The following is a 14424-nucleotide window of genomic DNA, read 5'->3' on the forward strand; positions in this document are numbered from 1 at the left end:
CATTTGTCATTATATAATCAAACTACAATCATGACTACATTAGAGCAACAATCGGTTGATTTTGTATTTAATCTTTTTAAAACTCAGCTTTCTAGTACGTTTTTATATCATAATTATATACATACAGAACGTGTTCTAAAGAGTGTTAACGAGATACTTGAAGCCCTAGAGTTAAGCGAAGATGAAATGTTAATTGTAAGGTTAGCCGCCATTTTCCATGATGTAGGTTATGCTACTTCTACAAAACAGCATGAAAAAGAATCGGCAAAGGTTGCCAAACATTTTTTAGAAGATAATAACGTGTCTTCAGAGATTGTAAGTGGTGTAGAACGTTGTATTTTGGCAACTTGTCTTGATGAAGTTCCTAAAACGTTATTAGAGCAAATTTTGTGTGATTCAGATACCTCGCATTTTGGAAAAAAATATTTTGAAGAAACAAGTGAGCTATTAAGAAAAGAACTTGAAATAAGAGATGTAGTTTATTACACCCATGACGAATGGTTGGAGGAAAATATTAAAATGTTGGCCGAAAAGCATAAATTTTTTACCGAATATGCTATTAAAAATTGGCAGCCACAAAAGGAGAAAAACTTAACCAATTTAATTAAGAAAAAGAAAAAGAAAGCCGAGCGTGTTGAAAAAGAAAAATTACGCGCAAAGTATAAAAAGGAAAGTCCAGAGCGTGGCGTGCAAACCTTTTATAGAGTGGCGCTTAGAAACCATATTAAACTAAGCGATATAGCCGATACAAAAGCCAATATTTTATTATCAGTCAATGCTATAATTATATCGCTTATTATTTCAAACTTATTGTCAAAGTTAGATAATCCTTCTAATGCATATTTAATTTGGCCAACAGTTATTTTTGTACTGTTTAGTTTAATTTCTATAGTGCTTTCTATTATAGCAACACGACCTAATATTACTAGAGGCGAGTTTACCAAAGAAGATGTGGAAAACAAAAACGTTAACCTCACGTTTTTTGGAAACTTTCATAAAATGAAACTTGAAGAGTTTGAATGGGCGGTTAACGAATTACTACAAGATAAAGATTATGTGTACAGTTCCTTAACTAAAGATTTATACTTTTTAGGAAAAGTTTTAGATAGAAAATACAGAATACTTAGAATTACCTATTCTATTTTTATGGTAGGAATTGTTGTATCTATACTAGCTTTTGGTATTTCGTTTAATATCATGCAAGGTGGTCATTAAGCTTTTATAACCTGCATTAAATCATCGTAATTATAATATGCTTTAGAGCTGCTTTTTGAAGTGTTTTTTAAGGTGCTTTTATACAGTATACCAACTTTTATAGCTTTAAGTCCTGTAACGCCTTGTAAATCTTCTAGTTCTACTATTTGAACATTTTTATCTAACATGTTTTTATGCTGAAGAAACTTTACATAGCGTAAATATTCTTCTTCATCTTCTTTTTGAGAGTAAACAATAGAAAGTTTTCCAGGCTCGGTAATACGTTGATTGGTGTTTTTTACAAAAGCTTTATCAACACGTTTTTTAACGACTTCGTATCTAGCGTTGTAAGTGCCGTCAACATCAAATTTCTTTTCATCCATTCTAAACCTAATAGACATAGGTTGGTTAAAAACTAAAATTAAAGAAGCCACATTTAGTGGTACCAAGAAATCCTCTTTTTTGTTGTAAAATTCGTTTTCCATTTCACACATAACTTGCATTTGCCACAAACGCAAATTATAAAGATAAATATCGCTAAAACTATCTTCTCTTGTTATAGACTCACCAATATACATGTTGTGCTCAACACCATCGGTTTTAAAACGCTCAAAGAAATGTGGGTACATCTGTTGGGCATCTTTTTGACGCTTGTCTAGAAGCCTCGACATGGAGCGGTTGATAATTTTAACCGTGTCATCAAATTGGTTTCTGTGGTGGTAAAACACCTTTAAATCCGTATCTATTTTTGATTTATACTTATGAATTGAGTTAGATAAAGAATCATCGTTTTTAAGAAGTAAATCTAATAAAGGATAAACATCATGTTTTAAAAATAAACCAATTTTATGTTCGCTGTCAACTTTAAAGTTGTTATTTAAAAGTTCAAGATATTCTTCAGTTTGAAATAATACCTGCTCGTAAACAGGCATGCTGTTAAACTTATATGCTTTTTTAAGTAGCGAAACGGTCTCCTTTAATTGTTTTTTTAAATCTTGTTGTGTGGCTTCGTTTCTGGCATTTGAGGAGCCTTTAATATCAATCTGTCCAAATAAAGGATATACATTTCTAAATATTATTTTTTCAAACGTGGTGTTTTTATTTAGATAAATATTTTTGTTTATAAAGTTTATCGCAGCTTTTCTAAAGCGCCAATGTACACTAGGATGAATAGAGGTGCATTCTTGTTGTATAACAGCATCAACCAAATGTTCATGTGCGTTTTTAGAGCGTTCAACGGCAGCAACAATATAAGGCATAACCTCATTAAGCTTATTGGCGTTTATGCTGTTAAGTGCTCTCGAGGTATATGAGACTAATTCTAAAATACCCATGAGGCCTTTTTCATTGGCAATAGGGGCAAAAATAGCACTTTTAATACCTTGTTTGTGTAACACTTTAATGTAGGAAATTTTACCTCTAGACCGGTGATATTGTAAATCAACATCAGAGATGGCAAAAAGCTTTCTGTCTTTTAGTAATTTTTCATAGCTATTATTACATAGTGCATCGAGACAATGCTCTTTTTCAAAGTCGTTTATAATATAACTGTGTATGTCTTCACCAAAAAACCTTTCAAAAGAATCCTCTTTTCTGTCGTATAACGAGAAACCTACATTAATATCTTTAATTTTATAAAATGCCCTGAAAACGTCTTCAAAATCTGAAATGAAACTTGCGTCTTTTGGGTTTTCAATTTTAATGAGGCTTGATTTAATGTTTGAAATAGATTGATCGTCTGTAATATCAAACATGTTTGATATGACAAATCCCTTCATAATATAGCTATGAGGAGGAAATTTTTCTTTCCAAAGGTCTATGTTGTCAAAGTTGTCAAGAAGTAAGCTAATGTCGTCTTCAGATAAATTAGGAGCTTTGTCTGTTTTTATTATCTCTGTAAAGTCGGCATTATAAGTTATTTTATAATACCTAATAACGCCATTTTTGTCTGGAATTTTATAATAGAAAGGTCTTTTGAAATTAAGGTCGAAATGGTAATGATATTTTAAAATAGCGGCGCAACCAACAATATAAAAATCTTCATCTGGCATGTTGATGATGGTAGGCGTAAAGTTATTTCCAGCATCTTTTATAATGTCCTTAAAGCGTTGCGAAGACCTAAATAAAACATCGCAAAACGGTAATCCTGCGGTTTTAATTTCGTTCTGAGTTAATAGGTCGCTAAACGAATCTTGGAGGATCTCGTTAATATCTTCAGAAAACGTTTCTATTAATTTGGTGTCTGTAAATCCTTCTCTAAGTTTAGGGTTCTTTTCAGCGATTTGTAATACAGCCTTTGCGCGTTGCGAACTCAAGGTGTTTTCACTTGATGCAAGACGCTCGTATTGGTCCAGGAGTTTACCAAAACCAATTTTTAAAAATAAAGGCGATTCAAAATCTGTGTTTATAGACATAATGCAAAATTAACTAAAAAAAAGCGTTTATGCCTCTTTAGACGAAAAAGTCCTTAAAACGTTACATGTTGTTATTTTATAATATAACTTATTGTACTGATTTTAATTCAACTTTTGCAGGCTGTAGGTCTTTCCCAGATACCGTAAGCGAAATATTACCAGCTTCTTTTGTAGATTGTACCAAAACAACAAGTTTGCCGCTAAACAATTTCATAGTTGGTAAATGAAACATCTCTAACGATGTTGCGTCACCATTACAAGCAGCACGATAAACACCTTTGCCTTCCACTTTAAATTTTAATTGATTAGTAGCTGTAGGACAAGGAATGCCATTTTTGTCGACTACCGAAACCGTTACAAAGGCAATATCTTCGCCATTGGCTTTTATGGTTGTGGTGTCAGGCTCCAAAACCAATTGATGTGGTTTTCCAGAGGTTTTTATTTCTTTTTCAGCTGCTGGATTACCTTGATCATCAAAAGCAACGACTTTTAAAGTTCCGGGTTCGTATGTAACGTCCATCCACATTAAACGATAACGGTGTTGTGGTGAGCTATTGTTTTTGGTTTGAACGCCCAAACTTTTTCCATTTAAAAATAATTCGGCGCTATTGTAGTTTGTGTACACAAAAACAGGTGTGATTTCGCCTTCGCGACCTTTCCAATTCCAGTGTGGTAATATATGAAGGGTTTCGTCTTTGGTGTTCCATCGGCTTCTGTACAAATAATAGCGGTCTTTTGGCAATCCAGCTAAATCGTTAATACCAAAGTAGGAACTTCGTGAAGGCCATACTTCGTCATAAGGTGTTGGTTCGCCCAAGTAATCAAATCCTGTCCAAACAAATTCGCCTAAAACCCAAGGCTTGTCATCTTGCAAGATAAAATCGTCTTCAGGAAGATTTGACCAACTGCAATATTCCAAATCGTAAGATGACGATTGATAATCGTCGTGTTGTATCATACTCCCTTTTTTAGCAGGAAAATGATAAACGCCACGAGAACTTACGGTTGAAGCTGTTTCGGAACCTAAAATATATCCTTGTGGAAATCGCTCGTAAGCTTCTTCGTATAAATGAACACGATAATTTAAACCAGGAATATCCATAATGGCTCCAAAACCAGATTCCATAACAGCTTTTACTTGATCCATACCTACGGTAACTGGACGTGTAGGGTCTTCACGATGAAAAATGTCTTGTAACCATTTGGCACGTTTTACACCTTCGCTACCCCATTGGTCTGGCACTTCGTTACCAGAACTCCACATTACAATAGATGGATGATTTCTGGTTGCTTTTATAAGGTTTACAATATCTTTTTCGGCATAATCGTCAAAATAGAGGTTGTAGCCATTTTTTACTTTTGGTTTTTTCCATTCATCAAAGCTTTCGGCCAAAAATAAAAAGCCCATTTCATCACATAGTTCCAATTGTTCAAACGAAGGCATATTGTGGGAACTGCGTATGGCGTTGACTCCCATATCTTTTAATATTTTTAATTGACGCCTTAAAGCCGATTTGTTTACGGCTGTTCCCAAAGGGCCTAAATCGTGGTGTAGACAAACACCTTTAAATTTAGTTGGAACCCCATTCAAATTAAATCCAGATTCTCTATCATATTTAATGTCACGTATTCCAAATTTTGTGGTGACTTCGTCTTTTAGGATATTACCAGCGTATAATTTTGAAACAGCTGTATATTGATATGGATTTTCAGTGTCCCATAAAACAGGATTGTTGACAGCAATATTTTGTTCAAACTGATTGCCAAAACGTGCTGTAGTTTCATTTGAAACAACTTCGTTGCTTTCAGCATCAAAAATAGTGGTGATTAACTTTAGGTTATCTCCCGTAACATTGGTTTTTACATTTACTTGAGCAATTTTATCGGTGATATTGGGTGTTGTAATAAAAGTTCCCCATTGATCGATGCTTTCTTGGTTTTTTACAATCACGCGCACATTTCTGTATAACCCAGCACCAGGATACCACCTTGAAGATAAGCCATTGTTATTTAGCTTTACAGCTAGGGTGTTGTTTGTCGCTTTTATGTGTTTAGAAATATCAAAATAGAAATAAGCATAGCCATATTTCCATTCACCTACTTTTTTTCCATTGATGAAGACTTCAGGTTCGCTCATTGCGCCTTCAAAAAGAATTAAGACTTTTTTATTTTCATTGTAATTAGGAATATCAAATGTGTTTCGGTACCAAGCTTCACCTATGTAAGGTAAAGCGCCTGTTCGCCCTGTTTTTTCAGTAGCTACAGTTTCTCCGTTTTGAACAATTGCTACGTCTTGTTTGTCTATTTCTTTGTCAAAAGGACCATAAATTGCCCAATCGTGCGGTACAGTTACAGATTCCCAGTTGGTGTCATCATAGCCAATTGAAATAGCGTTTGGGTGACTCCCTTTTTGGAATTTCCACCCTTCTTTTAGGGAGATGACTTCTCGAGTGGTCGTGTTGCTATCTGTTTTAGAACATCCAAAAAATATTAATAGTACTATGAAAAGAAGGCTTCTGTATATCATTATTAATTGTCTTGTGAACCGTTGTAAAATTGCATTCCCAAAGTGGCTTGATTATTATGGTCGAAAAGCGTGGCGTTATCCCAATGCGAGCCTTGTCCCCATTGTGTGGAACAGCTGGTAGATACCCAGGCAGGTTCCCAATATACAATGCCTTCGCCACCAGCATTTTTAACTATAGATTGCAATTGATTTAAATAGCCTAATTGCCCTTGTTGTGTAGCAGAATAGCCAGATACCAAGGCATCGTTACCTAAAATATTGCCTGCATTGTCATTATCTGTCATAGTAAATGGGTAGGCTGTTTCAACAATCATTAAACGTTTGTTGTATGTGTTTATTAGTGTGCTTAATGCTGTGCCAACATTGTTAAGGTTGTAGTCGCTCCAAATAGGGTAATACGAAAGTCCAATCCAATCATAATCGGTTATACCATTATCCGTAGCTTGCTCAAACCACCATAAACCATTTTCGGGTTGGGCAATGTGAAGCATAACTTGTATGTCTTTATTTTTTTCGGTTGAAATATGTCTAACAGCTTCAATACCTTTATTGATTAAGTGTGCGTTTCGTTCCCAATCAATAGGCCAAACCAGTTCACCTTGTTGTAAAATCATTCCGTTAATTTCGTTTCCAACTTGTACAATTTCGGGTAATAAATTGTTGTCTGATAATTCTTCTAGTGTGTTGTAGGTATAGTTGTAAAGTAACTCTCCTAAAGCTTCTGTATTATCAATTTCGCTCAACCAAGCAGCTGGAATTTCTTGTTTGCTAGGATCTGCCCAAGTATCGGAATAATGAAAATCCAATAATACATCCATTCCCTTAGCTTTGGCACGTTGAATGGTTGTTTTTACATCTTCAAGGGTTGAGTAATTGGTCCAAGTTGGATTGTGCCAAAGACGAACACGAACCAAGTTTGTTCCTGCTTCTTGAAAAATGGTATATGGGTCTTTGGTGTTACCATTGGCATCTTTGTATGTGGCACCACAATCTTCCATTTCATTAACATAGGATAAATCGGCGCCGTAATAAAACGAATTTTCAACAGGTGGATTTGGGTCGTCGTCTGTTGAGCTGGTGTTATTTGAATTATCGCTGTCTGATGAACACGCAATAAAAGACAATATAAACAATACAATTATGTGGATGTTGCTGAGAGATTTCATAATAATTAATCCTTTAAATCATTAAATTATGTAAAAACAGTTGTGTATTATGCGAATTTAAAATTTTTTCCTCAAAAACCCTACTAGTACCTACCAGTTTTTATATCTTTGTATTATGAGTATTATTTCGGTTTCAGAAAAATTAGGTGTGCCAAAGTATAAGCAAATAGTTTCTTCGGTAGAAGACGGACTGTCTAGCGGATTACTTAAAAAAGGAGATAAATTACCATCTATAAATAGTATTCGAAATAAATTTGATTTGTCTCGGGATACCGTTTTAATGGCTTTTAACGAGTTGAAAATGCGTGGTATTGTCGAGTCGATTTCTGGAAAAGGCTATTATGTGAAAAGTGAAGATGTAGGTGTTAAACAAAAGATTTTTTTGTTGTTTGATGAATTAAATGCTTTTAAAGAGGAGTTATATTATGCTTTTTTACAAGAATTGGATGACGACATTCAAGTAGATATTTTCTTTCATCACTTTAGTTTTAATGTATTTCAAAAGCATATTTACGATAGTATAGGTAATTATAATTATTATGTTGTGATGCCTGCAAATTTACCAGATACTCATATGGTCTTGGATAAATTGCCAGAGGATAAAGTGTATCTTCTCGATCAAACATCAGAAGCGTTAATGCATTTTCCATCAGTTCATCAAAATTTTGAAGAAACGATTTTTAGTAATCTCAACAGTGCCTTTTACCTCATTAAAGAATATGAAAAAATAACCTTGTTGTTTTCAGATAAAAAGCAGCCAAAAGGAATGATAAGCGGTTTCCGGAAATTTGAGAAATCGGTAGATTTTCCTTGTGATATTATAGACTCGTTGGAGTATAGAGACATAAAAAAAGGTGAAGTTTATGTGGTTTTAGATGATCGAGATTTAATTTTTTTAATCAAAAAAATCAAAGAACAAAACTACAAAGTTGGTGAAGATGTAGGTATTATATCATACAATGAAACATTGCTTAAAGAAGTTGTGGAAAATGGGATTACTACTATTTCAACCGATTTTAAAACTATGGGAAAACGATTAGCACAAATGCTTGCTAATAATGAAAAAGCGAGTGTGGAAAATCCCAATACATTAATTATTAGGAACTCATTATAATGATAGATAACAGCGAACATATAAAAACGGTAGCTTTAAAAACTCAAGAAACTAATACTTACGCCAAAGTAGATTTGTCTTTTGGTGCTGCCTTAAAAGACCTTGTTTTACAAGGGAAAACTATTATTTCAAAACATAATAAAAAGCCCTTTGCATCATCTATTTTGTTTCCGTTTCCAAACCGTATCAAGAATGGAGAATATGAGTTTAATGATGCGTTGTATCAATTGGAAAAAGGGTCACCCGATATCGATTCGCATAATGCCATTCACGGATTGGTATTTAATAAAAACTTCACGATTGAAAGCCAAACTGAAAATGAAGTTGTCTTAACTTTTTCGCAACATACACCAGAAAAAGGCTTTCCTTTTACGTTTGATATTTCGGTCACATATACATTGACAATGTCTGTGTTATATATAGAAGTTCTAGTGAAAAATACCGATATTAAGGCGTTTCCATTTGCTTTGGGTTGGCACCCGTATTTTGAAACGTCAAATCTAGAGAATAGTGAGTTGTCTATAAAAAGTACTGAAAAACTTTTAGTTGATGATAAAATGATTCCTAATGGGAAAACAGTAATCAATTGGAATGGCTTTGAGACAATAAACAATCAAGTATTTGATGATTGTTTTGAATTGCACTCCAATGAAATTCAGCTTAAAACACCAGACTATCAAATAAAAATAAGCAGTTCGTCCAAAAACAACTACTTACAGCTATATACGCCAGAAGACCGAAAATCTATGGCCATAGAGCCACAAACAGCACCAGCTAATTGCTTTAATACACAAGAAGGACTTCAAATACTGCAACCAGACGACGTTTATAAATTACAATGGACCGTTGAATTAGAAGGCAAATGAATACAGAATTAACAGCTTATATAACAAAACAATTTCAGGAGAAGTTTGGTGAAAATCCATTGATTATACATTCTCCTGGACGCATTAATTTAATAGGAGAACACACCGATTATAATGAAGGATTTGTGTTTCCTGCCGCCATAAACAAGGGTATTGTTACGGCTATTAGTAAAAGCAATAGTTCAACTTGTAAGATTGTTGCTAGCGATTTGGAAGAAACCTATGAGTTTGCATTAAATGACATAAAGCCCATTCCAAACGGTCAATGGCGTAATTATATTATTGGTGTTGTGGGTGAACTTCAAAAACGCGACATAAATATTGAGCCTTTTAATGTTGTATTTGGTGGCGATATTCCTAAAGGCGCGGGATTATCATCTTCTGCAGCCTTAGAAAATAGTGTTGTTTTTGGTTTGAATGAATTGTTTCAACTGGGATTAACTAAAGAAGAAATGATAGCCATTTCCCAAAAAGCCGAACATAATTATGTGGGTGTTCGTTGTGGTATTATGGATCAATATGCCAGTATGTTTGGTGAAAAGGATCGCGCGTTATTACTAGATTGTAGAACATTACACGCAGACACTTATCCATTGGAGTTTAATGATTATCAAGTGATGTTAATAAACACAAACGTAAGTCATAATTTGGTAGATGCCGAGTATAACGATAGAAGAGCCGTTTGCGAGAAAGTGGCTTCCTTATTGAATGTTGATTTTTTAAGAGACGCTACAGAAGCAACTTTGGGGACTATTAAAAATCAACTCTCAGAAAGCGAATATCAAAAAGCATTATATGTTATTCAAGAAAATAAGCGTGTTCTTGATGCTGGCGATTTCTTGAAAAAAGGAGATATTAAAGGCTTTGGCGATTTGTTGTTTAAAGCACATTATGGGGCGCAACATCAGTTTAAAATAAGTTGTAAAGAGCTTGATTTTTTAGTTGACCAAGCAAAAGAAAACCCAAACGTTATTGGCGCAAGAATGATGGGTGGCGGTTTTGGTGGTTGTGCAATTAATATTATAAAAAAACAGGCTGTAAATACATTTTCAACTAATATATCTAAAAAATATAAAGCCCAATTTCATAAAGACTGTTCTATTTATTTTGTTGAATTATCACAAGGAACGCACCGTATAAATTAAAAAATAGTTATGGAAAATATCCAAGAATACTCACATAAACGTTACAATCCATTAACAGGTGAATGGGTGTTAGTCTCTCCTCATCGAGCCAAAAGACCTTGGCAAGGGCAGGAAGAAGAACCTAGTAAAGAACAACGACCTTCTCACGACCCAAATTGTTATTTATGCGCAGGAAATACGCGCGCTAATGGAGAAACAAATCCAGATTATAATGATGTTTATGTTTTTGTAAATGATTTTTCGGCACTTCAAAAAGATTCTAAGCAGTTTTCGGTTAACGATGGTTTAATTAAAGCGGAAGCCGAACAAGGTATTTGTAAAGTGATTTGTTTTAGCCCTGACCATTCCAAATCCTTAGCCGATATGAATGTAAAGGATATTCAAAAGGTAGTTCATACCTGGCAAAGTGAATATGTATCCTTAGGAAAACAGCCTAATATAAATTACGTGCAAATTTTTGAAAACAAAGGCGCTGTAATGGGATGTAGTAATCCGCATCCACACGGTCAAATTTGGAGTCAATCAACCTTGCCTAATGAAGTTGTGAAAAAAGATAGTCAGCAAAAAGCATATTTTAAAACACATCAAAAAACCTTGCTTCAAGATTATTTAAAGCAAGAATTAAAACTTAAAGAACGTCTTGTTTTTGAAAATAGAGCTTTTGTAGTTTTAGTGCCTTTTTGGGCTGTATGGCCTTATGAAGTGATGATTGTTCCAAAACAACCACAAGAAGACATAACCATATTACCACGGGAAGAAACCATTTTGTTTGCTGAAGCTATTTCAGTGCTAACAAGAGCTTACAATAAGTTATTTAATACGTCTTTTCCTTATTCTAGTGGAATTCATCAAGCACCAACAAATGGCGAAGATAACGATCATTGGCATTGGCATATGAGTTTTTATCCGCCATTATTACGAAGTGCCACTGTAAAGAAGTTTATGGTAGGTTACGAAATGTTTGGCATGGCACAACGGGATATAACTCCAGAAACGGCTGCACAAACATTAAAGCATTTAGCCGATAATTTATATTAAACAAAAAGCTTCAACATCATGTTGAAGCTTTTTTACTCAAGACAATAATTGTTTTAAAGTTGACTTAGAACTTTACAAGTTTAGTGGTTTTTATAGCTCCTGAGTTGTTTTTTGCTTTCACGATATATAGACTTTTGGCAAGTTCAGAAATATCGAAGGCGTGATTCTTTGAGAAATTACCGTTGAATTCTTGTACAACCTTTCCATTTAAGTCTATAATTTTTACATTACTTACTTCAGTGTTTATGTAAAATGCATCGTTTGCTGGATTAGGGTAAATAGAAAGTGGTTGTTGTCTCACATCGTCAATACTTAATGTAGATGCAGCATTACCATAAATTCTAAATTGTCCAGCTGGAATACTTATCGTAGCCGTTGTACTAGTTACGTTAATTGAAGTATTTCCAGTTTCGTCCATTAAATCGTACCAAGTTCCTGTATAAGGGAAATCTGGAACAATATTTTGGGTGGTTACGCCAAAGTTTGCTAAAATCACAACATTTTTTAATTCGTTAGCAGGAATGTTATCATCCCAAATATAAATTCTTGGCGTTGTATTTCCAGAGTTTATAGCATAATCACCTTCAAAAACAGCTTCGTTAATTTTTAAATAGTTTAACCTTGCCCAATCGTTATAAATTTGACTTCTATTGGCATCACTTAACCAGTTATTAGTCCATTGTGGTTGTGGTTTTGTGCTTAATTTACAATCGCCATCATCATTGCCATCGTAGTCTGTGTTTACTGAACCATTATCACAAGTCCAAATAGAAATATCCATACCTAAATCGGCAAAATGCCAAATCATTTTTGGTCCTGGAATAGTTAAAGAAATAGCGCCAATAGACGACATTCTTTCTAGAGCCGTGTTTAAATTAGTAACATCGTATCCGCCACTACTGTTTCCAAATTGAAGCATTTCGTACATAATGCGGTCTTTATCATGACTTTCTGGATAACCAAGGGCTCTTTTTTCTGTAAAACCATTTGCTACGTTGCCCATAGCGTTGATGTTTCCTGAATTTCCTTGAGCTAGGTTTTTATAATCGTTCCATATTTCTTTCCACATCATAATACCTTTGCCTTCATTTATACGGTAGTTAGCCCATTGTTGTTCTTCCGAAGTACCTCCAAGATGCTCAAAAATCACATAATGATCAGGATCTAAGCTCCAGCTATAATCTGCATAAGATTTTAAAACATCTACACGATCTTGCTGGTATGAGTTGGTACAACCTTCGTCACTTTCAGAACAGTTTTGTGTAAATCCTTTGGTTAAATCCCAACGGAAACCGTCAATATTAAATTCTTCAATCCAATGCTTAACAACACGTTGTACATAATATTGTGTTCTAGACTCTTGGTGGTTAAAATCGTTACCAACATTGTAACTATGTCTAGGTGTTTGATTAAAATAAGGATTTTCGCTACTTGGTCCGCCCCAGCCATCGCCATCGGGATCGTCCATCCACATTCTAACCATTGGGTTCCTGCCAAAGGCGTGATTTAACGCAACATCTAAAATAACAGCAATATCGTTTTGGTGGCATACATCGATAAACTCTTTAAGCTTATCCTTTGTTCCATAAAATTTATCTAAAGCCATATGAAATGACGTATTGTATCCCCAACTTTCGTTGCCTTCAAACTCCATAACAGGCATTAATTCAATAGCATTAATGTTAAGATTTTTGAAGTAATCAATTTTGTCGATTAAATCTTGGAAGTTTCTATCGCTATCAAAATCACGAATAAGAACTTCGTAAATAATAAGGTCTTCTTTTTTGGGTTTTTGAAAATTGGTTACTTGCCAATTATAAGGTGTTTGTCCAGTTTTTAACACGGTAACTTCGCGTTCTTGTCCTACAGGATATGTTGGCAAATTAGGATAGGTGTTTGCTGATATCCAAGGATCATCGTAAGGTGATAATACAAGTGTGGAAAATGGATCAGCCGTTTTAACTTCATTAGGAGATCCGTTAACAGGATCGTTATCATATATCCAATATTGATAGGTGTAATTAGTACCAGAGGTTAGACCTGTTAATTCTAGCCAAAATTTAGAGCTAGAAGGGTCTTTTTTCATTAAATGCGTATCATAGGGATTCCAGTTGTTAAAACTTCCAGCTAGATAAACAAAATCTTTATTTGGCGCATCTAAAACTAAAGTTGCTTTAGAATTATCTGTTTCGTTATAATTTATACCGTCTTCTAAACCTGGTGGAAGTGTTTCCAGTGTTAAAGAAGCAATGGCAACTTCAAAAGAAGCTTCGCCAGATTCTGAAGACCCAAAAGGTGTTCCCTCAACTCGAATAGTTCCTGATTCAGTAATGTTATTAATGGTAGTCCCAAAGTTAGGAAATCCAGTACCTGTAGCTATTGAGTTGTTGTTTAAGAAAACTTCAAAATCGCCTACTTCAATATTTCCTCCAGATTGCATATAAGCATTTATATTAATGCTTCCTCCAGATTCTATTATAACAGTATCGGAGGTTGGATTGTTTAGAAATACATTAATTATCCCAACATAGTATGTCTCATCTTGCGATTGTTGCGAACCATCGTCACTTTTAACAAGCATACCAATTTGACTAATTCCTGTGTCATTGAAAAAAGTACTAGGTATTAAGGTAAAGGTGTAAGTTCCATCACCATTATTAGTGAATTGTTGTATTTCATTAGAATCACTCCATGAACCATTTGTAGGGGAGTCGCCAACTTGATTACCATTGGTGTCATAATACCATGCCCAAAGGTAAATATCTTCGCCATTAGTGCTGCCCCAAACAGAAGCATCAAGGTTAGAGACAGTGATAGTTATTTCATCGTTTTCTTCAAAAGCAGAAGGGCTAACATTGAAAGTGACATCATTTTGAGTTTGTGCAGATAACGTTAGTGTGCACAAGAAAAAAAATATGTAATGTAATATATGTTTCATCGTTTTTATTTGAATACATAAA

The 14424-nt window shown here is 34.4% G+C and carries 9 protein-coding genes; 5 read left to right on the forward strand and 4 right to left on the reverse strand.

All coding sequences use genetic code 11. The annotated features are described in order from the left end of the window. The first annotated feature begins 30 nt into the window (after window positions 1-30). Window positions 31-1215, forward strand: a complete 1185-nt coding sequence (locus R3L15_RS01115) for a Pycsar system effector family protein (RefSeq protein ID WP_338732737.1) — start codon at window positions 31-33, stop codon at window positions 1213-1215. Here R3L15_RS01115 and R3L15_RS01120 read toward each other — a convergent pair. From R3L15_RS01120 to R3L15_RS01130, 3 genes are all read right to left on the reverse strand, one after another. Then, window positions 1212-3608, reverse strand: a complete 2397-nt coding sequence (locus R3L15_RS01120; protein ID WP_338732739.1) for a GAF domain-containing protein — start codon at window positions 3606-3608, stop codon at window positions 1212-1214. The genes R3L15_RS01115 and R3L15_RS01120 overlap by 4 nt on opposite strands. A gap of 88 nt (window positions 3609-3696) precedes the next feature. Then, entirely contained in the window at window positions 3697-6135 is a 2439-nt protein-coding gene (locus R3L15_RS01125) for a DUF4982 domain-containing protein (RefSeq protein ID WP_338732741.1), read from the reverse strand. A gap of 2 nt (window positions 6136-6137) precedes the next feature. Beyond that, window positions 6138-7301: an arabinogalactan endo-1,4-beta-galactosidase gene (locus R3L15_RS01130; protein WP_338732743.1), complete on the reverse strand. Its 1164-nt coding sequence runs from the start codon at window positions 7299-7301 to the stop codon at window positions 6138-6140. 115 nt (window positions 7302-7416) lie between these two features. On the opposite strand from R3L15_RS01130, the gene R3L15_RS01135 reads away from it, so the two are divergent. The 4 genes from R3L15_RS01135 to R3L15_RS01150 are packed head-to-tail and all read left to right on the forward strand — an operon-like array spanning window position 7417 to window position 11464. Next, window positions 7417-8415: a GntR family transcriptional regulator gene (locus R3L15_RS01135; protein WP_338732745.1), complete on the forward strand. Its 999-nt coding sequence runs from the start codon at window positions 7417-7419 to the stop codon at window positions 8413-8415. Continuing rightward, on the forward strand, window positions 8415-9281 hold the full coding sequence (locus tag R3L15_RS01140; RefSeq protein WP_338732747.1) for a hypothetical protein: 867 nt from the start codon (window positions 8415-8417) through the stop codon (window positions 9279-9281). The genes R3L15_RS01135 and R3L15_RS01140 overlap by 1 nt, the downstream gene beginning before the upstream one ends. Next, window positions 9278-10426, forward strand: a complete 1149-nt coding sequence (gene galK / locus R3L15_RS01145; protein WP_338732748.1) for a galactokinase — start codon at window positions 9278-9280, stop codon at window positions 10424-10426. The genes R3L15_RS01140 and galK overlap by 4 nt, the downstream gene beginning before the upstream one ends. Window positions 10427-10435: 9 nt before the next feature. Further along, window positions 10436-11464, forward strand: a complete 1029-nt coding sequence (locus R3L15_RS01150) for a UDP-glucose--hexose-1-phosphate uridylyltransferase (RefSeq protein WP_338732750.1) — start codon at window positions 10436-10438, stop codon at window positions 11462-11464. Between the two features lie 64 nt (window positions 11465-11528). Here R3L15_RS01150 and R3L15_RS01155 read toward each other — a convergent pair whose 3' ends face one another. After that, window positions 11529-14402, reverse strand: coding sequence for an alpha-amylase family glycosyl hydrolase (locus R3L15_RS01155; RefSeq protein ID WP_338732751.1), 2874 nt, complete (start codon window positions 14400-14402; stop codon window positions 11529-11531). Window positions 14403-14424 lie beyond the last annotated feature (22 nt).

Source organism: Mangrovimonas cancribranchiae (genome assembly GCF_037126245.1).
Lineage (GTDB): Bacteria > Bacteroidota > Bacteroidia > Flavobacteriales > Flavobacteriaceae > Mangrovimonas > Mangrovimonas cancribranchiae.

Coding starts and splice junctions, on each gene's coding strand:
- R3L15_RS01115 (WP_338732737.1), top strand. CDS start 31: ATGACTACATTAGAGCAACAATCGGTTGATTTTGTATTTAATCTTTTT.
- R3L15_RS01120 (WP_338732739.1), bottom strand. CDS start 3,608: ATGTCTATAAACACAGATTTTGAATCGCCTTTATTTTTAAAAATTGGT.
- R3L15_RS01125 (WP_338732741.1), bottom strand. CDS start 6,135: ATGATATACAGAAGCCTTCTTTTCATAGTACTATTAATATTTTTTGGA.
- R3L15_RS01130 (WP_338732743.1), bottom strand. CDS start 7,301: ATGAAATCTCTCAGCAACATCCACATAATTGTATTGTTTATATTGTCT.
- R3L15_RS01135 (WP_338732745.1), top strand. CDS start 7,417: ATGAGTATTATTTCGGTTTCAGAAAAATTAGGTGTGCCAAAGTATAAG.
- R3L15_RS01140 (WP_338732747.1), top strand. CDS start 8,415: ATGATAGATAACAGCGAACATATAAAAACGGTAGCTTTAAAAACTCAA.
- galK (WP_338732748.1), top strand. CDS start 9,278: ATGAATACAGAATTAACAGCTTATATAACAAAACAATTTCAGGAGAAG.
- R3L15_RS01150 (WP_338732750.1), top strand. CDS start 10,436: ATGGAAAATATCCAAGAATACTCACATAAACGTTACAATCCATTAACA.
- R3L15_RS01155 (WP_338732751.1), bottom strand. CDS start 14,402: ATGAAACATATATTACATTACATATTTTTTTTCTTGTGCACACTAACG.